Origin of the sequence: Goodfellowiella coeruleoviolacea (genome assembly GCF_024171785.1) — a bacterium.
GTDB lineage: Bacteria > Actinomycetota > Actinomycetes > Mycobacteriales > Pseudonocardiaceae > Goodfellowiella > Goodfellowiella coeruleoviolacea.
In genome coordinates, this window is record NZ_JAMTCK010000003.1 from 221,335 (window position 1) to 241,289 (window position 19,955).

21 protein-coding genes are annotated in these 19,955 nt (G+C 69.9%); 13 read left to right on the forward strand and 8 right to left on the reverse strand.

Translation table 11 applies throughout. The features are described from left to right. Positions 1 to 84: 84 nt before the first annotated feature. From LX83_RS07055 to LX83_RS07075, 5 genes are all read left to right on the forward strand, one after another. A complete protein-coding gene (locus LX83_RS07055) occupies positions 85 to 1,560 on the forward strand; it encodes a gluconokinase (protein ID WP_253768327.1) in 1,476 nt (491 codons plus the stop codon). A gap of 15 nt (positions 1,561 to 1,575) precedes the next feature. Continuing rightward, positions 1,576 to 2,055: a HEPN domain-containing protein gene (locus LX83_RS07060; protein ID WP_253768329.1), complete on the forward strand. Its 480-nt coding sequence runs from the start codon at positions 1,576 to 1,578 to the stop codon at positions 2,053 to 2,055. Further along, positions 2,052 to 3,332: a KGGVGR-motif variant AAA ATPase gene (locus LX83_RS07065; RefSeq protein ID WP_253768331.1), complete on the forward strand. Its 1,281-nt coding sequence runs from the start codon at positions 2,052 to 2,054 to the stop codon at positions 3,330 to 3,332. The genes LX83_RS07060 and LX83_RS07065 overlap by 4 nt, the downstream gene beginning before the upstream one ends. Continuing rightward, positions 3,332 to 4,798, forward strand: coding sequence for a hypothetical protein (locus tag LX83_RS07070; protein ID WP_253768333.1), 1,467 nt, complete (start codon positions 3,332 to 3,334; stop codon positions 4,796 to 4,798). Before LX83_RS07065 ends, LX83_RS07070 begins: the two co-directional genes overlap by 1 nt. A gap of 62 nt (positions 4,799 to 4,860) precedes the next feature. Beyond that, on the forward strand, positions 4,861 to 6,744 hold the full coding sequence (locus LX83_RS07075) for a Xaa-Pro dipeptidyl-peptidase (RefSeq protein WP_253768335.1): 1,884 nt from the start codon (positions 4,861 to 4,863) through the stop codon (positions 6,742 to 6,744). Between the two features lie 72 nt (positions 6,745 to 6,816). Here LX83_RS07075 and LX83_RS07080 read toward each other — a convergent pair whose 3' ends face one another. From LX83_RS07080 to LX83_RS07090, 3 genes are read right to left on the reverse strand one after another with little or no spacing between them, the layout of a single operon-like run. After that, positions 6,817 to 7,287 carry an Imm1 family immunity protein gene (locus tag LX83_RS07080; RefSeq protein ID WP_253768337.1) on the reverse strand — a complete coding sequence of 157 codons (471 nt, stop codon included), beginning with the start codon at positions 7,285 to 7,287 and terminating at the stop codon, positions 6,817 to 6,819. 43 nt (positions 7,288 to 7,330) lie between these two features. Continuing rightward, complete coding sequence (locus tag LX83_RS07085; RefSeq protein ID WP_308203927.1) at positions 7,331 to 7,582, reverse strand: DUF397 domain-containing protein; 252 nt, start codon at positions 7,580 to 7,582, stop codon at positions 7,331 to 7,333. After that, on the reverse strand, positions 7,560 to 8,405 hold the full coding sequence (locus LX83_RS07090; protein ID WP_253768341.1) for a helix-turn-helix domain-containing protein: 846 nt from the start codon (positions 8,403 to 8,405) through the stop codon (positions 7,560 to 7,562). The genes LX83_RS07085 and LX83_RS07090 overlap by 23 nt, the downstream gene beginning before the upstream one ends. A gap of 532 nt (positions 8,406 to 8,937) precedes the next feature. On the opposite strand from LX83_RS07090, the gene LX83_RS07095 reads away from it, so the two are divergent. The 3 genes from LX83_RS07095 (at position 8,938) to LX83_RS07105 (ending at position 9,967) form a co-directional block, all read left to right on the forward strand. Next, on the forward strand, positions 8,938 to 9,243 hold the full coding sequence (locus tag LX83_RS07095; protein WP_253768343.1) for a hypothetical protein: 306 nt from the start codon (positions 8,938 to 8,940) through the stop codon (positions 9,241 to 9,243). Positions 9,244 to 9,427: 184 nt separating this feature from the next. Further along, positions 9,428 to 9,661, forward strand: coding sequence for a zinc finger protein (locus tag LX83_RS07100; RefSeq protein WP_253768345.1), 234 nt, complete (start codon positions 9,428 to 9,430; stop codon positions 9,659 to 9,661). A gap of 33 nt (positions 9,662 to 9,694) precedes the next feature. Next, entirely contained in the window at positions 9,695 to 9,967 is a 273-nt protein-coding gene (locus tag LX83_RS07105; RefSeq protein ID WP_253768347.1) for a hypothetical protein, read from the forward strand. A 1-nt stretch (position 9,968) separates the two neighbouring features. Here the strand turns inward: LX83_RS07105 and LX83_RS07110 are convergent, their stop codons facing one another. Both LX83_RS07110 and LX83_RS07115 read right to left on the reverse strand, forming a co-directional pair. Then, complete coding sequence (locus tag LX83_RS07110; protein WP_253768349.1) at positions 9,969 to 10,826, reverse strand: alpha/beta fold hydrolase; 858 nt, start codon at positions 10,824 to 10,826, stop codon at positions 9,969 to 9,971. Next, positions 10,823 to 12,028 carry an MFS transporter gene (locus LX83_RS07115; protein WP_253768351.1) on the reverse strand — a complete coding sequence of 402 codons (1,206 nt, stop codon included), beginning with the start codon at positions 12,026 to 12,028 and terminating at the stop codon, positions 10,823 to 10,825. The genes LX83_RS07110 and LX83_RS07115 overlap by 4 nt, the downstream gene beginning before the upstream one ends. 109 nt (positions 12,029 to 12,137) lie before the next feature. Here LX83_RS07115 and LX83_RS07120 point away from each other — a divergent pair, with 109 nt between their 5' ends. Both LX83_RS07120 and LX83_RS07125 read left to right on the forward strand, forming a co-directional pair. Continuing rightward, complete coding sequence (locus LX83_RS07120) at positions 12,138 to 12,620, forward strand: Fur family transcriptional regulator (RefSeq protein WP_253768353.1); 483 nt, start codon at positions 12,138 to 12,140, stop codon at positions 12,618 to 12,620. Further along, positions 12,617 to 14,065, forward strand: coding sequence for a catalase (locus LX83_RS07125; RefSeq protein ID WP_253768355.1), 1,449 nt, complete (start codon positions 12,617 to 12,619; stop codon positions 14,063 to 14,065). Before LX83_RS07120 ends, LX83_RS07125 begins: the two co-directional genes overlap by 4 nt. Before the next feature lie 136 nt (positions 14,066 to 14,201). On the opposite strand, the gene LX83_RS07130 is transcribed toward LX83_RS07125, so the two are convergent. Together LX83_RS07130 and LX83_RS07135 are read right to left on the reverse strand one after the other, a co-directional pair. Then, positions 14,202 to 14,585 (reverse strand): hypothetical protein, encoded by a 384-nt coding sequence (locus LX83_RS07130; RefSeq protein ID WP_253768357.1) that lies wholly within the window; start codon positions 14,583 to 14,585, stop codon positions 14,202 to 14,204. A 6-nt stretch (positions 14,586 to 14,591) separates the two neighbouring features. After that, positions 14,592 to 15,023, reverse strand: a complete 432-nt coding sequence (locus LX83_RS07135; protein ID WP_253768359.1) for a hypothetical protein — start codon at positions 15,021 to 15,023, stop codon at positions 14,592 to 14,594. 189 nt (positions 15,024 to 15,212) lie between these two features. On the opposite strand from LX83_RS07135, the gene LX83_RS07140 reads away from it, so the two are divergent. The 3 genes from LX83_RS07140 to LX83_RS07150 are packed head-to-tail and all read left to right on the forward strand — an operon-like array spanning position 15,213 to position 18,504. After that, positions 15,213 to 15,887 (forward strand): ATP-binding cassette domain-containing protein, encoded by a 675-nt coding sequence (locus LX83_RS07140; RefSeq protein ID WP_253768361.1) that lies wholly within the window; start codon positions 15,213 to 15,215, stop codon positions 15,885 to 15,887. After that, positions 15,884 to 17,863 carry a YhgE/Pip family protein gene (locus tag LX83_RS07145; RefSeq protein ID WP_253768363.1) on the forward strand — a complete coding sequence of 660 codons (1,980 nt, stop codon included), beginning with the start codon at positions 15,884 to 15,886 and terminating at the stop codon, positions 17,861 to 17,863. Before LX83_RS07140 ends, LX83_RS07145 begins: the two co-directional genes overlap by 4 nt. Further along, positions 17,863 to 18,504 (forward strand): TetR/AcrR family transcriptional regulator, encoded by a 642-nt coding sequence (locus LX83_RS07150; protein ID WP_407649499.1) that lies wholly within the window; start codon positions 17,863 to 17,865, stop codon positions 18,502 to 18,504. Before LX83_RS07145 ends, LX83_RS07150 begins: the two co-directional genes overlap by 1 nt. Here the strand turns inward: LX83_RS07150 and LX83_RS07155 are convergent. Then, complete coding sequence (locus LX83_RS07155) at positions 18,501 to 19,871, reverse strand: FAD-dependent monooxygenase (RefSeq protein WP_253768368.1); 1,371 nt, start codon at positions 19,869 to 19,871, stop codon at positions 18,501 to 18,503. The genes LX83_RS07150 and LX83_RS07155 overlap by 4 nt on opposite strands. Between the last annotated feature and the right edge of the window lie 84 nt (positions 19,872 to 19,955).

Here is a 19,955-nt window from a genome sequence, read left to right on the forward strand (position 1 = left end):
GCGCGCCCGCTCCGCTCCTCGCCCGCTGTCGCTCGTTGCGATGCTCGCTCGCTGTCGCCTCACGAGATGGGTAACGTCCGGCGCATGACAGACGTCGTACTCGCGGTCGACCTCGGAACCACGGCGACAAAGGTCGTCGCCGTCAGCCGGCAGGCCGAGGTACTGACGTTGACCGAGCACGGCTACCAGCTGCGCACCGATCGGCCCGGCCAGGCCGTGCACGACCCCGAGCAGGTCCTGGCCGTGGCCCTGCGCGCGCTGGCCGAGGCCGTGACCACCTGCGCGGCCCGCAACGCCCGGGTCGTCGGCCTGGTGCTCACCGGCGCCATGCACACGCTGCTCCCGCTGGACGCCGAGGACAACCCGCTGGGTGGCTCGCTGAGCTGGGCCGACAACCGCGCCACCGCCCAGGCCGCCCGGCTGCGCGCCAGCGACCAGGGCACGCGGCTGCACCGGGCCACCGGCACGCCCGTGCACCCGTTCGCGCCGCTGCCCAAGCTGATGTGGTTCGCCGAGCAGGAACCGGAGTTCACCCGCCGGGTCGGCCACTGGGTCGGGTTGAAGGACTTCGTGCTGCACCGGCTGACCGGCCGGCTGGTCACCGAGCACTCCAACGCCTCGGGCATCGGCCTGATGGACATCCACCGGCTGGCCTGGCACCCCGACGCGCTGGCCGTCGCCGGCATCACCGAGGACCGGTTACCCGAGCTGGTCGCGCCCACCACCGTGCTCGCCCTGGCCGCGCCCGTCGCCGCTGCCCTCGGCCTGCCCGCTGGCCTGCCGGTGGTGGCCGGTGGCGGTGACGGCCCCCTGGCCAACCTGGGCGTCGGCGCGGTGCTGCCTGGCATGGCCGCGCTGTCGATGGGCACCAGCGGTGCGCTGCGCGTGGTCCGCGACCACCCCGGCGTTGACGAGCGCGGCCGGACCTTCTGCTACGCCGTGGGCGACGGCCTGTGGGTGGTGGGCGGCGCGGTCAGCAACGGCGGCGTGGTCGCCCAGTGGGCCGCGGACACCTTCGGCGTGCCCGTGGCCGACCTGCTGGCCGAGGCCGACCGGGTGCCGACCGGCGCCGGCGGCCTGTTCGCCCTGCCCTACCTGCTGGGCGAGCGCGCCCCGTGGTGGGACCCCGACCCCAGGGCCGTGCTGGTCGGCCTGCGCCGGGAACAGGGCCGCGCGCAGATCACCCGCGCGCTGATCGAGGGCGTCGGCCAGCAGATCGCCCTGGTCCTGGACGCCGTCCGGGCCACCGGCCTGGACGTGCGCAGCGTCCGCGCCACCGGCGGCGCGTTCCGCAGCCCGGTGTGGGCCAAGGTGCTGGCCGCCGCCCTGGACCAGCGGCTCGAACTGGCCGAGGACAGCGAGGGCTCCGGCGTGGGCGCGGCCCTGCTGGCCTGGCGCGCCCTCGGCGAGCTGTCCTCCCTGCGCCAGGCCGCCGACCTGGTCGTGCCCACCGAGGTGATCACCCCCGACGCCGAGGCCGCCGCCCACCTGGCCAAGACCCGCCCCCTGGTCGAACGCGCCTACCACGCCCTGTCCGACCTGGCCGTCCACACCGGTTGACTCCGCACACAGATCGTGACCGATCTTGACCAGTACGCTGTGTCGGTGCCCGGGCCAAACCAGACCTTCGCGCTGGCGGCGCGCCGCCACCACGCCGATGCGGTGTTCCTGCACGACGCGGGCCGACTCGCCAACGCCGACCACCTGGCCGGCTTCGCCGCCGAATGCGCACTGAAAGCAATTCTGGTCGAGTACCTGGGAGGCGAGGTGAACCCCAACGGGCCTCCCACGCACCGCGACCTGCCCAACAGGGAATTCCGGCACCTACCCGGGGTGTGGAACCTCATCGGCATGGTTGCCCAGGGTCGCGGGGGCGCGCAATTCCTACCCCTGATCCAGGCGTCGAACCCGTTCAGCCTGCACCGGTGGAACGTTAATGAACGTTACAGTGACGGTAGGCATATATCAGCCGCGCGGGTGCGGGAATTACTGGAAGTCGCCAGGAACATCATCGCGATTTATGCGCAGGCGCAGATCAATGGACAGGTGCCATGACGGTTCACTTTGACAGGGCCTGGTCGCAGGGGTGTGGATTGGCCAGGGAAACGGCCGAACAGGGTTTCGACGTGGTGCTGGTGCGGGACATGCTGGGCCGGCTCAGCCTGGTGGTTGACGCACCGGACGCCACCCAACTGCCGTCCGACCTGGCGGATCGACTTCGTGGCGCGGCCGGTGCGTTCGCCGGTGCGGTGCACACCGCCGACGACCTGTTCGACGTCGACCTGGTGCTGAAGTCTCCTGACCGCGTCGCGCTCTGGCAGAACCCGGACGGCCCTGGTCGCTTGTGGACACTGGAACGCGGGGTGGTCGGCGCCGACTGGACCCGCCCCGACCGCCTCGACGAAGCAGTGGAACGCCGCGTCACCCTGTACGGCTTCAAGGGCGGTGTTGGTCGGTCCACCGCCACCGCCATGCTCGCCCAGCACCTGGCGGCCACCGGCAGGTGCGTGCTGGTCGTGGACCTGGATCTGGAATCACCGGGTGTCGGCGCCCTGCTGCGCGAAACCGAGCAGCTTCCCCTGTACGGCATCGTGGACCACCTGGTGGAAGCGGCCGTGGGCAACGCGGACTCGCTGGACCTGGTGACCCGCGTCCAGGTGCCGCATGTCCGGGGAAACGGCGAGGTGTGGCTGGCGCCGGCGAGCGGGAAGCCAAGGCCGGAGTACGACTACCTGGCCAAGCTCAACCGCGTCTACACCGATCTTCCCGGTCAGCGGTTCGGGGATCGACTGCGCGCGGCCATCAACGCGTGTGAGAACCAGGTCGAGCGCCTCAGTCGAAAACCAGACGTGGTGTTGCTGGACAGCCGAGCGGGCATTCACGACATCGCCGCGGTGGCGATCACTCAGCTGAGCGGCCTCAGTCTGCTGTTCGCCGTGGACAATCCGCAGACCTGGGCCGGATATCGCTCCCTGTTCGCGCAGTGGCTGCGCAGTGGAACCGCACCGGACATCCGGAAGAGGTTGCAGATGGTTGCCGCGCTGGTGCCGGCCAGCGACAAGAACTATCTGTCGAACTTTATTGATCACGCGCAGGAGTGTTTCGCCGACACGCTCTATGATGACGTCGGGGGCGGCGACACCGGTGCTTTCAACTTCGCCCCTGACGATCAGGATGGCCCGCATTGGCCGCTGCCGATCCTCTTCCACGGCGATCTGGTTGGTCTGAATCCCGTTGCCCGGCCGAACTGGTACGCGGAGCCGCTCATTTTCGCTGCGTACGAGAAGTTTCTTGAGTTGGCGGCGCAGCTTGTTGTCGGTGAGGAACTGTGATGCCACTACGTCCCCACGAGTACCGCGAACTGTTGCGTGACGCGCTGCCGATCGCGCAGGACGCGGACACCTCTTTCGAGCCGAAACCGGAGTCGTTGTTCACCCCGGAGGGACACCGGATCGCGCTCGACCCGGACGTAACAGTGGTGCGTGGTGCTCGTGGCGTCGGCAAGACGGTCTGGTTCAAGGCACTCCAGGACGAGACCCTGCGTCGGCTCGCCGCCGACGAATACCAGTTCAAGAGGCTGAACAAGATCAAGGCGCTGCCCGGTTACGGGCTCAACCTGAATCCCGAGTCCTACCCCAGTCAGCGTGTCCTCAACTCGTTGCTGGCCGCGTCGTGCCAGCCGGAGGACATCTGGACCACGGTGGTGCTCAACGCGTTGGGTGCCGAACCGGTGCGGTCGATGGGGAGTTGGGACGCGCGCGTCGCATGGCTTCGGGACAACCCCGAAGCGGTTGACCAAGCGCTGTCCAGGGCAAACCAGCAAGCGGCCGAGGAGGGCGTGACCAAGTTGCTCCTCTTCGACGCCCTGGAACGCCTGCATCCTGAGCGGCGGCAGGCCGACCGCCTCGTCGTGGGAATCCTGAAGCTCGCCCTGGAACTGCGGACCACCACATCGCACCTGCGCGCCAAGGTGTTCATCAGGCACGACATGTTCGACGACGCCTTGCTCAACTTCCCGGACGCGTCGAAGCTCTCCGCCAACGCAACCAGTCTGACCTGGTCGCCGACAAACCTCTACGGCTTGCTGTTCAACGTCCTGGGTAACTCGGCACATCCCAGTGCGGAGCACTTCCGAAGCTCGACCGGGCGGTGGCGACATGACCTGGGGCGGTACGTGCCGCCCCGGGAGATCGTCGGGGACCAGGACGAGCAGAAGAAGCTGATCAGTCAGATCGCTGGTCCGTACATGGGAAAGGACCACCGCAAGGGACACACCTACACCTGGTTGCCGAACCACTTGGCAGACGGCCAAGGCCAGGTCAGCCCGCGGAGTTTCCTCATCGCGCTGAGTGCCGCCACCGAGGAGACCGGAGACCGGTTCGCACACCACGAGTTCGCGCTGCACTGGGACGCGATCCGAAAGGGTGTGCAACTGGCGTCGCAGACCCGGGTGAACGAGATCAGCGAGGACATCCCCTGGGTGCGGACCGCGATCCACCCGCTGCGCGATTGCCAGGTGCCCATCGAGAAGGACGAGGTCGTCGCCAAGTGGACGGCAGAGGGCCTGAGTGCTCGCCTGGTCGAGGCAGCGCACGAGATCAGCGACGAGAAACAGCTGCCCACCGGGCCCCGGCACGAGGACTACGCAGGGCTGATCCAGGAACTCATGGACCTCGGCGTCATGACGCAGCGGGCCAACGGCAAGCTCGACCTGCCTGACGTGTACCGGATCGCCTTCGGCATCGGTCGCAAGGGCGGGGTGCCCCGACTGCGGCCACAGCGGTCCGGGTCACCCTGAGTCGCCTGGCGTTCACGAGATCAACTCTGGACCGCTGGGCGGTCGGCGCTGATACTGCGCTGATGTTGCGATCAGAGCGGACGCGGTGGCGTGCTCGCGCCCTCGCGGTGCTGGCGGCGGTGGTGCTGCCCGCGGCGGTCGGTGGGACGGCGGACGCGGCGCCGCCGGCCTTCGTGCTCGGTGGTGGGGTGACCCAGCCGGTGTTCTCCTACGCGGGCGCGGTCCGGGAGTCGGTGTGGGTGGACATCGGCATGGACCTCGACCGGGACGGGGTGGGGGACCGGGTGGCCGCGGACATCATCCGCCCGGCCGAGCCGGCCGCGCGGGGGCAGCGGGTGCCGGTGATCATGGATGTCAGTCCGTACTACGCCTGCTGCGGGCGGGGCAACGAGGCACAGCGCAAGACCTACGCGCCGGACGGGACACCCACCGGGTTCCCCCTGTTCCTGGACAACTACTTCGTGCCGCGCGGGTACGCCGTCGTGCTGGTCGACGAGGTGGGCAGCAACCGGTCGACCGGCTGTCCGGACGGCGGCGGCCGCGCCACCGTGGCCTCCGGGCGGGCCGTGATCGACTGGCTGAACGGCAGGGCGCGGGCCTACCGCACGGTGGACGGCACCGAGCGGGTGTCGGCCACCTGGGCCACCGGAGCGGTCGGCATGATCGGCAAGTCCGCCGACGGCACGATCGCCAACGGGGTGGCCGCGACCGGCGTTGCCGGCCTGCGCACGATCGTCCCGGTGGCCGCGGTCAGCTCCTACTACGACGTGTTCAACGCCGACGGCGCCTGGTTCGGCTACCCGCAGTCCAGTGGGCCGCCCGGGCTGCTCAACCCGAGGCAGGAGGAACTGTGCGCGCCGTTCCTCGACCGGCTGGAGGAACTCGGCGGGAACAACGGCGACTGGAACGCGTTCTGGCGGCAGCGCGACTACACGCTCAGCGCGGACAAGGTGCGCGCCAGCGTGTTCGCGGTGCAGGGATTCGGTGACGTGGCGGTGCGCCCGCTGCAGTTCGGCCGGTGGTGGGACGCGTTGGCCGCCAACAACGTGCCGCGCAAGCTCTGGCTCAGCCAGGCCGGCCATGTCGACCCGTTCGACCTGAGCCGCGCCGACTACGTCGACACGCTGCACCGCTGGTTCGACCGCTGGCTGCTGGACGTGCCCAACGGCATCGACACCGAGGCGCCGGTGCGCATCGAACACAGCCCGGGCCAGTGGGTGGACGAACAGCGGTGGCCACCGGCCGGCACCCGGCGCGAAACCCTGTGGCCGGGCCCGGGCGGCGTCCCCGGCCTGGGCACGCTGGGCCCGGTGGCGCCGGCCGGCCCGGCGACCGAGTCCTTCACCGACGACCCGGCACTGGGCATGTACCAGTGGGCGAGCGAGCCCACCACCGCGTCCACCACGCGCACGCTGTTCACCAGTGCGCCGCTGACCAGCGACGTCCGCATGGCCGGCACGGGCTCGGCCACCGTGACGGTCGCCAGCACCACGCCCCGGGCTCGGATCGGGGTGGCCGTGGTCGACTACGGCCCGGCCACCATCCGCGATCATCGAGGGCCCGGGCAGGGCATCACCACCCTGGAGACCAGGTCGTGCTGGGGCGAGAGCACTCAGGCGGACAGCGCCTGCTACCTCGACACCGACACCGCGACCACCCAGGTGGACTACGAGATCGTGTCCGAGGGGTGGGCGGACATCGGCCACCACGCCTCGCTGGAGCACCAGCTCCCGCTGCGGCCAGGGAAGTTCTACTCGGTCACCGTGCAACTGTCCACACAGGACCACGTGGTGCCGGCCGGACACCGGATCGGCCTGGTGATCGGGGGAACCGACGCGGACTGGTTCGTCGCGCCCAGCCAGCGGCCCACGCTCACCGTGGACCTGACCGGCACTTCGGTGTCCCTGCCCGTGGCCGCGGGAACGCTGACCGGCCAGCGCGGCTGACCGGACCGGGCGACGAGACCGGGGCCGCCCGCCCAGCAGGCCCACCCACGGGTGGCGCGGCCCCGCACCCCGTCACGGTTCGGCCGGCCCGTCCTCGCTGATCCAGTGAATCCACGTCGGCAGTTCCGCGCTGACCAGGAAGTCGGTGAGCAGTCTGGTGAACACTGGAATGGACAGCCCACTGCCGGCCGAGTACTCGCCGTAGGAGCCATGCGTGCCTGGCGAACGCGGGTCGCCCTGTGGGTGGCCGGTGAAGCCAGCTGGCCATCCGGCGGCGTCCCCGGCATAGGTGAAATAGCCCCAGCCATCACGAACCGCCAGGTGGACGACGTGATCTGGCACCTCTTCCTCGCTCACGAGCGGCGTCACCACGCTTGGTCGGGCCAGGTGCGTGACGTAGGCGTCGTCAGCGTCGGGTTGGGCGAGGGCGGCCACCAGGCGCTCGACGTCCTCGGGCGTGCTGACAACCGCCTCTTCGATCGAGCCCGAAGCACGTCCCGGCGGATGCACATGCCACCAGGCATGCAGTCCTTTTTTAGCCATTACGATGAATGTGTCGCGTGCCGGGTCTCCTGACCTTGACGGGTTAGCTGGATAAGCGGTCTGTCTTGAGTGCGCTGATCAGTCTGATTAGTTCGGTCTGGGCGAAGGTCAGCATCGGGCCGGTGGGGTTCTTGCTGTCCCGGACCGCGATCTGGGTGGTGTTGTGCGCCAACTCAACGCACTGTCCAGCTCCTCCGCTGAAGCTCGACTTTCTCCAGTTTCTGAACCTGACTGCGCTCATGTCCATGATTATGTCACCCAACTGGGTTGGTTCATGAAAAGGTGGAGGTGTCATTCGCGATCTGGTGCAGCAGAGCGCGTGCCTCGGCGTCCTCCACGGCGACTGTCCACAGCTGGTCTGTCAGCTTGTTGTACGCCTCGACCTCGCTCGGCTCGGTGCTCTTGATTTCCGCGACTATCGTCTCGGTCAGCACCAGGTCGTCCACGACCCAGTAGCCGTGCATGGGCATGATGGGTAGGCGTCGGTTCAGGGGAATTATGCCGAGGCGGATGGAGCGAATACCGATGATTGAGATGAGTCTGTCAATCTGTGCCAGCATTACACTGGCTGAGGCTACCGGATACCGCAGCGCTGACTCGGCCACCAAGATCTCGATCTGCTTTCCTGGTTCGTAGAGAACCTGTTGTCGAGCCATTCGAACCGAGACTGCTTCGTCCAGATCGCGATCGAGACCCAGTAGGTCCGAGTGGATGGCGAACACCTCGCGAGCGTATTCTGGGATCTGGACGAGTCCAGGTACCACGCCGAATTCGACTGCGCGTATCTTTGTGGCAGTCTTCTCGATATCCGCACTCTGCTGTTGACGCGATCGGAAGCCGCCGTCCCGCAACTGGCTGCGCCAGGTCTCGTAGGAGACCTTCAGGTCCCGCAGGGCGTCCCGGAGTTCTTCCCGGACCGACTCTGGCGCGCCCGTAGCGCGGCACCACTCGATCACGTCAGAGTCGGTGGCGAGTTGTTTGCCTGTTTCCAGCTTGCTGATCTTTGACGGTGCCCAGCCAAGGGCCTCCGCAAGGCGTCGGCCGGACATGCCTGCCTGGTCACGCAGGTGTCGGAGGCGGTCACCGAACTCGACGCGACGCTTGTCAAGGCTGGCCACGGTCTCCTCGTTACGTGTCTGTTCGCGCTGTGCGGAAGCGGTGCCACTTGCTCGCCGTAGCTACTCCGCTGCGCGGGTACCGAGCAACGGTGTCGGCATCGGAGACTATCCCGGCGCTAGCGGGGCGTCCCTCGCGAGATGACGAACCGCGAGAGGCGCGTTGTCGAGCAGGTAGACGTCCTCGCTGGGTGGCCAAGCAGGTTCGATCCCAGCTAGGGCCGAGCATCAGCGTCCTGAGAACCACTGGCCTCGGGTACCAGAGCTGCTGGCGGCGATTCTCAAATTTCTCCGCGCGGTCCTCCCTAGTCCTCCTGGGTATATGTCACCCGATCGACTGATGTTTCTCGTATGTTTCTAGATTTTCTTGCCTTGGTTCGCTGTTGGAGATCAAGCTGGGGTCTGCCTCCGAAGCGTTCAGGTCGGGGCAAGTGGGTTGGCGGGGAGAACCGCCAACTAGCCGGAGTGGCAGGCCGGCATGTGCCGTCATCTGTCCGGCGGTTCCGTCCTGCTGCTTCCCGTCGCCTTCAGGGAGATGAACGTGTCAACCGTGCTGTTCGTGGTCGGCTACACGGTGATGCACTTCGTGTTCGCCGTGCTGCTCTACACCGGGTTCACCGCGTTTCTGGACTGGCTCGGGACACGGGCGCGCGGTGTGAGCGGCCAGCGGAATGTCGAGCGCCCGACCGTGCAGAGGCAGCCGCGACGGCTGATCGCGCCTGGTCAGACCCACTCATCCTGCCCGTGGTGCGGTCGGCACGCGGGGTGGAGTGGGCCGCTGCACCCCGCGCCCGCCCATCCCTTCACCGCGATGCTGCGTTGCCTGGAGCAGGCGGCGTGATGCGGTGGCGACGCGGGTATCGGTGCTACGACGACGCCTACAAGGCGCAGCTCCGCTGGTTGGGTTCGTGGCGCGGCCAGTTGGCGGAGCGCTTCGGTTGGGTTCGGGAACCGCGCTGGTGTTGGTGCGGCCACTGGCACCTGGACCTGCTGCGGCTGCTGGTCCGGCGTGGACGGAGCCGGTGATGACCGTGCCGGCCGAGGTGAGGACGTTCCGGTGGATGCCGCTGGACCACCAGCGGCACGCGATTCCTGGCGACACGCTCGCCCGCGACACCCCCGTCACCACGTTGTGCGGTCACGTCACCGTCATGCCCGACCACGAGCCGACCAAGGGGGAATGGCTGTGGTGGACCTGCGCCGCATGCTACGAGAAGGCCAAGGGCTACCAACACGTCGCGCTGACGTCGCCGAGGTGAGCAGCCGAACCACGCCGGGCAAAGGACTGCCAGATGAACCAACCGTCCACATCGGACGAGGGGCACGTGTGGTTCCTGGACGCACGTGGGGGCAGGGCGCACGCGGTGCCCGCCGCTCAGGCCGGCGGTGACAGCCAGGGCTATCTCGACGCGGTCTGCACCAGGGTGCTCACCACCGCCAACTCGACCAGGCTCGACAGCACCGAGGGTGTTACCCGCTGTCCGCTCTGTCTGTCCAGTGTGGACGAGAAAGTGGGTGAACGGGCCAGCTGGGCGTGGTGGCCGGCCGGCCCGTCCTCCGGGTGACTCAGTTACCGGCGGGGGCCAGGCCGGCCAGGATGGCGGCGGTCTCGGCCGGGTGGAGCTGGAACCGGACGTGGCTGCTGTCCACGGAGTGCACGTCGAACGGGTTGTCCGGGGTCAGCGCGTCGGCCTCCTTGATGAACCGGTCCTGCAGCGCGAGCGGGATGGAGGTGTCGCCGGTGAGCCGGATGTAGCTGCGCGGAATCCGGCCCCAGGTGTCGGCCCGGCCCTGGTGGTCCTCGCCCGCGCTGAGGATCTCGTCGGGCTCCAGCAGGTTCAGGTAGGTGCGGAACTCGGTGTCGGTGCCGTCGGCCAGCATCGCGGTCTTCAACGCGGCGAGCAGTTCCGGGTCGGCGGTGCGCCAGTTCATCCGGAGCGCGCCCAGTTCGGCGGGGTTGCCGACGAGCACGCCGGCGGTGTGGGCCAGCGCGCTGGTCGCGTACTCCGGGGTCTGCATGTACTCGCCGACCGTCAGGTCCACGCAGCACCACGCCGAGATGTAGACCAGCCGGTCGACCAACTCCGGCGCGGTGTTGGCGACCTGGGTGATGACCAGGCCACCCCGGCTGTGCCCGACCAGCACGACCGGGCCGTGCTCGCGGACCCGGCGCAGGGTGTCGATGACGTGCTCGACCCCGGCCTCCAGGGTGAGCCCGGCCAGCGGCGACGGGGTGGTGGCCAGCTCGGCCGGGTCCTGCGGCGCCTGGTAGGCGGCGGGGAAGTGGGCGCCGGCGCCGTGGCCGGGCAGGTCCACGGCCAGGGAGCGGTGGCCGAGCAGAGCCAACTCCCGCTGCAACGGCGCCCAGCCGAACGAGTTGGCGTTGGAGCCGTGCACGAGGACGAAGGTCGGGGTGGTGCTCATGCGGGCATCCTCACATCCGCCGAGGTCCTGGCCTGCCAGCGGGTGAGCAGCAGGGCCACGGCGGCCAGGGCCACCCCGCACGTCCCGGCCACGGCGAAGCCCGCGGCCGGCCCGGTGTGGTCGACGATCGCGCCGATGAGCGGCGAGCCGATGGCCGTGCCCAGGGTCAGCGCCGAGGACTGCAGGCCCATGGCCATGCCGCGCACGGCGACCGGGGCGTACCGGGTCACCGCCTCGGAGGTGGCCGCGATCGCCGGGGCGCACATCAGGTTGGTGGGCATCAGCGCCAGGGCGTAGACCCACCAGTGGCCGCTGACCAGGGCGACCGGCACGAGCAGCAGGCCGAGCAGGCCCACCAGCACGGCGGGCGGCACGGCCCTGGGCTGGGCGCCGTAGAGGAACCCGCCGACCAGCGAGGCCAGGCACATGCAGATGACCACCAGGCCGGTCCAGTCCACGTCGCCGGCCTCACGCAGCGCGGCCACGGTGGCCACCTCGGTGCCGGTCAGCACGAAGGTCGCGCCGACCGCGCTGACCAGGACGGCGATCATGCCGCCGGACAGCCAGCCCAGCCGGCCGGTGGGCGTGTCGGCGGCCGGTGCCGGGTCGCCGAGTTCGTGCTCGCCCCGCAGTGGCGGGTTGACCACGAAGAGCACCAGGCCGACCAGGGCCAGCGACCCGCCGATGCCCAGCAGTGCGGCCGTGCTGGACAGCTGGGTCACCACCAGCACGCCCAGGGCGGGACCGGCCATGTAGGACACCTCAACGCCCATGGAGTCCATGGAGAACGCGGTGCGCCGGTCGGTGGCGGGCACCAGGCCGGCCAGGCCCTGCCGGCCGATGGAGTTGACGGGCAGGGTGACCAGGCCCCCGAAGAAGGCGACGGCCAGCAGGACCGGGTACGGCAGCAGCGGGCCGGCCAGCCAGAACGCGGTCTCGCCGACCAGGGTGATCAGCAGCAGCCGGCGCAGCCCGTGCCGGTCGGCGAGTCGGCCGAGCAGCGGCGCGCCCACGGCGATGCCCAGCGTGGACAGCGCTCCCACCAGGCCGGCCTCGGCGTACCCGCGGTCCAGCGTGAGCACCACGTGCAGGGTGAGGGTGATGCCGGACGCGGCCATGGGTATCCGCGCGAACAGCATGAGCAGGGTGAACGACCGGACACCGGGCAGCGCGAGAACCCGGAGGTAGGGGGCGAGGGTCACGGTCGAATGTCACCTGACCGGGTGGACTGGCGCAAGGAGTTTTCCTGGTTAAAACTTAACTTCTCGTTTTCTTGACTAACTCCAGAAAACACCATAGGTTGGTGGAGCCATGACCCACAGGACAGGCCTCGACTCCGAGGGAGCACGCCAGCGGCTGAAGCGGGCCGGGTTGCGGGTGACCGCACCTCGGTTGGCCGTGCTGGAGTGGCTCTCCGCCCATCCGCACGCCACCGCCGAACAGGTGTCGGCCGGCGTGCGGACGCGGTTGGGCACGGTGTCCACCCAGGCCGTCTATGACGTGCTCAACGCGTGTACCAGGGTCCACTTAGTCCGGCGGATCGAGCCGGCCGGTCATCCGGCCCGGTACGAGACCCGGACCGGGGACAACCACCACCACCTGGTGTGCCGGACGTGCGGCCGGACCGAGGACGTCGACTGCGTGCGCGGTGCCCCACCGTGCCTGGAGCCGTCCCACACCGCGGGGTTCGCCATCGACGAGGCAGAGGTGCTGTTCTGGGGGCTGTGCGCGGACTGCCTGGCCGCCATCGAAGCAGGTGTCGGCACAGACCACGAAGAGGAGAAGCAAGCGTGACCGAACCGCGGCACACCACGAACAACGTGGGCACCCCGGTCGCCAGCGACGACCACTCGCTGACGCTGGGTCCGAATGGTCCGATCCTGCTGCAGGACCACTACCTGATCGAGAAGAACGCTCACTTCAACCGCGAGCGGGTGCCCGAGCGTGTGGTGCACGCCAAGGGCGGTGGCGCGTTCGGTTTCCTGGAGATCACCGAGGACATCAGCCAGTTCACCAAGGCCGCGCTGTTCCAGCCCGGCACGAAGACCGAGGCGCTGGTGCGCTTCTCCACGGTCGCCGGTGAGCTGGGTTCTCCGGACACCTGGCGCGACCCGCGTGGCTTCGCCCTGAAGTTCTACACCACCGAGGGCAACTACGACATCGTCGGCAACAACACGCCGGTGTTCTTCATCCGGGACCCCATCAAGTTCCCGGACTTCATCCACTCGCAGAAGCGCCGCGCCGACAACCACCTGCGCGACCACAACATGCAGTGGGACTTCTGGACCCTGCAGCCGGAGTCCGCGCACCAGGTGACCTGGGTGATGGGTGACCGGGGGCTGCCCCGCACCTGGCGGCACCAGGACGGCTTCGGCTCGCACACCTTCCTGTGGGAGAACGCGGGCGGCGAGAAGTTCTGGATCAAGTACCACTTCAAGACCGACCAGGGCATCGAGTTCCTGACCCAGGCCGACGCCGACGTGCTGGCCGGCCAGGACTCGGACTACCACATCCGCGACCTGTTCAACGCGATCAAGTCCGGTGACGCCCCGAGCTGGACGCTCTACGTCCAGGTCATGCCCTACGAGGACGCGGCCGACTACCGGTTCAACCCGTTCGACCTGACCAAGGTGTGGCCGCACGCCGACTACCCGCGGATCAAGGTCGGCCGGCTGGTGCTGAACCGCAACCCGGAGAACTACTTCGCGCAGATCGAGCAGGCCTCGTTCGAGCCGTCGAACTTCGTGCCGGGCATCGGTCCGTCGCCGGACAAGATGCTGCTCGGCCGGATGTTCTCCTACCCGGACGCGCACCGCTACCGCATCGGCGCCAACTACGCGCAGCTGCCGGTGAACGCGCCCAAGATCCCGGTGAACAGCTACTCCCGGGACGGCCAGATGCGCTTCAACAACCCGGGCGACCCGGTGTACGCGCCCAACTCCTACGGCGGCCCGCACGCCAACCCGGCCCTGGCCGGCGAGACGCACGCCGCCTACGGCGCGACCGACGAGATCGTGCGCTCGGCCTACCGGCTGCACGCCGAGGACGACGACTTCGGTCAGCCGGGCACCCTGGTGCGCAAGGTCATGGACGACGCGGCGCGCGACCGCCTGGTCAGCAACGTCGTCGGCCACCTGCGCAACGGTGTGACCCAGCCGGTGCTGGAGCGCGCCTTCGAGTACTGGCGCAACATCGACAAGCAGGTCGGCGACCGGATCGCGGACGCCTTCAAGAAGTGAGTCCGTGCCCGATCCGGACAGTCCCTAGTGGACAGTCCAGGTAGGACACTACGTCGTCGAGTGCGACAACGCCGAGGCCCGGCGAGGTGAACTCCTCGCCGGGCCTCGGTCTGTTCGACGGTGGGGTGGGGGGGCCTCAGTCCCGCTTCGGCTGGTCACGCTCGACGAGCGTGGTCAGCAGCGCGGTGATCTGTGTCATGCCGGCGCCGAGTGTGGCGAATCCGTTGTCGACCTTGGTTTCCAGGGCGTCCAGCTTGGTCTCCAAGCTGGTGAGCCGCTTGCCGTGTTCAGCCAGTGTCTGGCCGTGCTCGACCTGTGTCTCGCGGAGCGCGTTCAGTGTCTTGGTGTGTGCGATCAGGCGGTCGCGCACGTCCGCGACGTCTTCGTGGGCGCCGGAGGCCAGTGTTCGGGCGGCTGCCACGTCGCTCTTGGTGACCACCGCTTCCCGGAGGTCGTGCCTGACCTGCCGCATCTGCTCCTCGAGGAGGGTGACTCGCCGCGCGAGGTCGTCGTGCTCCATTGAGCCTCAGTCCTGTGCCTGGTCGCGCTCGATGATGGTGGTCAGTAGCGCGGTTATGTGTGCCACGCCGGTCTTGATCTCGCCCAGCACCTTGCCGTGTTCAGTCAGCATCCTGCCGTGCTCGGTCAGCATCCTGCTGTGCTCGGTCAGCATCCTGCTGTGCTCGGCCAGCACCTTGCCGTGTTCGGCCAGTGTCTGGCCGTGCTCGACCTGTGTCTCGCGGAGCGCGTTCAGTGTCTTGGTGTGCGCGATCAGGCGGTCGCGCACGTCCGCGACGTCTTCGTGGGCGCCGGCCGCCAGGACCCGGGCGTTCCAGGCGTCGGCCTTGGCCGTGGCCACGTCGCTCTGGGCGACGACCACTTCCCGGAGGTCGTGTCTGATCTGCTTCACCTGCTCCTCCAGGAGGGTGACTCGCTGCGCGAGGTCCCCGTTCTCCATGGAGTGAAGGCTACCCACGTGCGGTGGGTGCATCACCCCGCACGATCGGGTGGACCTGTCGCCACCCGCCGCACACCCGGGGGCGTCCCCGGTGGCAGGCGTGGGGTGGAGATCACATGCTCTCGGTTTGCGTGCCGTGCACGCGCGACGCAGTATTTGTACTGACTGGTCAGTTCAAAAGGAGGCACGGTGGACATCCACGCCAAAGGCGTCGGCGTGACCGGTTCCCACGGTCCGCTGCTGCAGCCGACCTCGCTGCGCGTGCGTTCCGGGCAGTTGGCCGTGGTCGCGGGGGAGCCGGGCACCGGGCACACCCCACTGGCCCTGGTGCTCGCCGGCCGGTTGCGGCCCAACACCGGGACGGTGTGGCTGGACGGCCGGGTGGACGCGGCGGCGCTGCGGCGTGGGGTGGCCCTGGTGGACGCGCCCGAGGTGAACGCGCCCGAGGAGGGCCTGAGCCTGGCCGACGTGGTGGCCGAGGAGCTGACCGTGGCCGGTGCCAGGGCCGGCCGGCGCGCGGTGCGCCAGTGGCTGGACGAGCACGACGTGGACCAGCCCGGCTCGATCCGGTTCGCCGACGTGCCCGCGCGGACGCGCACCCGGCTGCTGGTGGAACTGGCCGCGGCCCGGCCCGGCGTGGGCGCGCTGCTGATCGACTCGCCCGACCGGCACGGGGACGACCCGCACCAGTGGTGGTCGCTGGCCGAGAGCTGGGCCGAACGCGGGTTCGCCGTGGTGGTGCTGTGCACGACCAGCTCCGCCCGGCTGCTCGGGGTGACCGCGGCCCGCCTCGGCGAGACCGACCAGCCCGACCCGCTGTCGCTGACCCTGCCCACCACCGCAGAGCTTGAGGAGTCCCGGTGAGCATCCTCCGGATCGCCGCCAACGAACTGCGCCGCATCACCGCCGGCCGGCTGCCCAAACTGGCGGTCGCCGCGCTCGTGCTGGTTCCCCTGCTGTACGGGTCGCTGTACGTGTACGCCAACTGGGACCCCTACGGCAGCCTGTCCAGCGTGCCCGCGGCCGTGGTCAACGAGGACGCCGGCGCGCAGGCCGAGGACGGTCAGCGGCTGGACGCGGGCAAGGACGTGGTGGCTGAGCTGCGCTCGTCCGACACGTTCGACTGGCACGAGGTGTCCGCGCAGGAGGCGGAGAGCGGGGTCCGCGACGGCCGGTTCACCTTCGCGATGACCATCCCGTCGGACTTCTCCTCGGCGCTGCTGTCCGCCAACGACTTCCAGCCCCGCCAGGGCACCCTGGTGCTGACCACCAACGACGCCAACAACTACCTCGGCAGCACCATCGCCGACCAGGCCGTCAAACAGGTGCGCAGCGCGCTGGCCAGCAGGGTCGGCGCGCAGGCCGCGGACAAGCTGCTGGTCGGCTTCTCCACCATCCACCAGAAGACCGCGGACGCCGCCCAGGGCGCCACCCAGCTCGCCGACGGCGCGGCCAAGGCCAAGGACGGCACGGTCAGCCTGGCCGAGGGGCAGCAGCGCCTGCTCGACGGGGCGCAGCAGCTGGTCGACGGCACCGCGCAGGCGGCGAGCGGCGCCGGCCAGCTGTCCACCGGCCTGGCCACGCTGCGCGACAAGACCGCGAGCCTGCCCGACCAGGCCAGCCAGCTGGCCAAGGGCGCCAGCCAGGTCGCGGCCGGCAACGCCCAGCTCGCGCAGACCGGTGAGCAGGTCGCCGGCGCCAGCCAGCAGCTGGTGAACAACCTGGACAAGGTCAACGGCGAACTGGCCGGCCGACTCCGGCAGGCCGGGCTGAGCGAGGACGACATCACCAAGGTGCTCCAGTCGCTGGGCCAGCTGCGCCAGCCCATCGACGACGCCAACGGCAAGGTGCAGTCCGTGGCCGGCCAGCTGCGCACCCTGGCCAACGGCGCCGGGCAGGTCTCCGACGGCGCGGCCAAGCTGGCCGCTGCCGCGCCGCAGCTGTCCAGCGCGGTCGACCAGGCCGCCGACGCCGCCGGCAAGCTCGCCTCGGGCACCGGCAAGCTGCACGACGGGGCGGTGACCCTGCGCGACGGGGAACGCACCGCGGTCGGCGGCGCCACCGAGCTGCGCGACGGCGCGGCCAAGCTGGCCGACGGCAGCAGCAAGCTGGCCGAGGGCCTCAACCAGGGCGTGCAGGACATCCCCAACCCGGACGACGCCACCAGGAAGGCCACGGCCGACACGATCGGCGACCCGGTGGCGGTCAAGGAGGTCGGCGAGGCCGACGCCGGACCGTACGGCGCCGGGCTGGCCCCGTTCTTCCTCGGCCTGGCCACCTGGATCGGCGCGTTCGTGCTGTTCCTGCTGGTGCGGCCGCTGTCGCGGCGGGCGCTGACCAACGGCGCGGCCGGCTGGCGGGTGGCCCTGGGCGGCTGGCTGCCCCCGGCACTGCTGGGCGTGGCCCAGGTGGTGGTGATGTACGCGGTGATCACGCTGGTGGTGGGCATCCACCCGGTCCACCCGCTGGGCACGCTCGGCCTGCTGCTGCTCACCTCGTTGACGTTCGTGGCGATCCTGCACGCGCTCAACGCGGCACTGGGCGCGGTCGGCAAGTTCCTCGGCCTGGTGATCCTGATCCTGCAGCTGATCAGCGCCGGCGGCACGTTCCCGTGGCAGACGCTGCCCGAGCCGCTGCACCCGCTGCACCAGGTGCTGCCCATGGGGTACGTGGTCGACGGGCTGCGGCACCTGATCTACGGTGGGGCGCTGACCAGCCTCGGCCAGGACGCGCTGGTGCTGGTCGCCTACCTGGTGGGCGCGCTGGCGCTGTCCACCGCCGCCGCCTACCGGCAGCGGGTGTGGACGCCGTCCCGGCTCAAGCCGGAGCTGGTGCTGTGATGATCGGACCTGGTGCTGTTGTGACGACGAAACCGCCGGCCGGCCGGCCGGGGCGGACCGCGGTGACCAAGCAGAAGCTGTTCGACGCCGCGCTCAAACTGGTCGGCGAGCGCGGCGCGGCCAGCGTCACCGTGGACGAGATCGCGGCCGAGGCCGGGGTGGCCAAGGGCACCGTCTACTACAACTTCCGCAGCAAGGACGCGCTGGTCGACGCGCTGCTGCGGCACGGGGTGGACCTGCTGGCCGCGCGGCTGGCCGAGGCCGGGCGGGAGCCGGACGCGCCCTCGGCGGTGCACCGGCTGGTGGACAACACCCTGGGCTTCTTCGCCGAGTACCCGGCGTTCGCCCAGCTGCTGGTCGGCGAGCTGTGGCGGACGCCGGGCCAGTGGCACGACACGCTGAGCATGCTGCGCAACGACATCGTGTCGATCATGCGCGAGCAGTTGCAGCGGGCCGCCGACGCCGGTCTGCTGCCCGAGGGCGTGCAGGTCCGCACCGCGTCGGCGGCGCTGTTCGGCACCCTGCTGGTGGTGGCGCTGGACTGGCAGACCTTCGAGCCGGAGCGCAGCCGCGAGGAGGTGCGCGACTCGGTGCTGCCGCTGATCCGCCGGGTCGCCGCCGCCCCGGGTGAGGTCAACTAGCCCACGTACCCGTCCGGCCGGATGCGGAACTCGTCGCCGTCGGACGCGCCGTAGGCGGCGAAGGCGTGCCCGTCGGCGTCCACCACGTGTGCTCCCGGCACCCGCTGGCCCGGCCGGAGCACGGCGTAGGAATGCGGCTCGGCCGGGGCGGCGGCGCCGAACACCAGGCGCGTGGCGTGCGGCCCGCGGAACAGGTCGAACAGCCGCACCCGGGTGCCGTCCCCGCTCACCACGGGCGCGTCCGGGGCGCGGTCGCCCGACACCAGGAAGCCCTCGGTGGTGCGGTAGCTGATGTCCAGCTGCTGGGTGTTCTCGTCGCGCCGGTCCGCGTCCGGGTCGCGGTCGACGTACTTGCGCAGCAGTTCGGTGCTCAGGCCCAGCACCCGCGCGGCCACCCCGCGCCGCTCGGTCTCGTAGCTGTCCAGCAGCTCGGGTGAGCCGTCGGCGAGCTTCCAGCCCAGGTTGTAGGCGTCCTGCACGCCCGTGTTCAGGCCCTGGCCCCCGGTGGGCGGGTGGACGTGCGCGGCGTCGCCGGCGAGGAACACCCGGCCGACCCGGAAGCGCTCGGCCAGCCGCACGTTCGGCCGCCACACCGTGGACCACGCCAGCCTGGTCAACCGGACGTCGGCGCCCGTGGCGGCCATCCGGGCGCGCAGCGCGTCCAGTGTCAGGCTGGTGTCGCCGTCGTCGGCCGCCGCGACGAACTGGAACAGGTCGGTGCCGGGCAGCGGGCTCAGCCGCACCCCGGACATGGGGTCGGGGTCGGCCGCGAACCAGTACCCGTGCGCCGGGTCGAGGTCGGCCGCGACATCACCGAGCACCATCCGGATCGACTCGTCGGTGCTGCCCTCGAAGGCGATCCCCAGTTGCTTGCGCACGAAGCTCGCCCCGCCGTCGGCGCCGACCAGGTAGTCCGCCCGCACCACCTCGCCGGTCGCCAGCATGGCGGTGACGCCGTCCGCGTCCTGCTCGAACCCGACCAGGCCGGTGCCCAGTTCGACGGTGACGCCGAACTCGGCCAGGCGGGCGCGCAGGATCGCCTCGGTCTGCGACTGGCCCAGCATGCACCCGTTGGGGTACGGCACGTCCGGGGTGGGCTCGCGCAGCACGAAGCTCTGCCGCTCCATCACGAACTTCCCGGCCAGGTAGACGTGCGTGGACGTGGGGGGCGCGCCCTCGGCCAGCACGGCGTCGACCACGCCCAGGTCGTCGAACACCTCCAGGGTGCGCGGCTGCAGCCCGTCGCCCCGCGAGCCGGCGAAGTACTCGGTGGCCTTGTCGACCACCCGCACCTCGATCCCCCGGCGGGCCAGGTCGATGCCCAGGGTCAGGCCGGTCGGACCGGCGCCCGCGATCAGCACGTTCATCGGTGAATCTCCGATCAGTGAACTCAAATTCAGTGAACTGAGATTCATCTTGGTGCTTGCTACCGTTCGCCGTCAAGGAGGTGC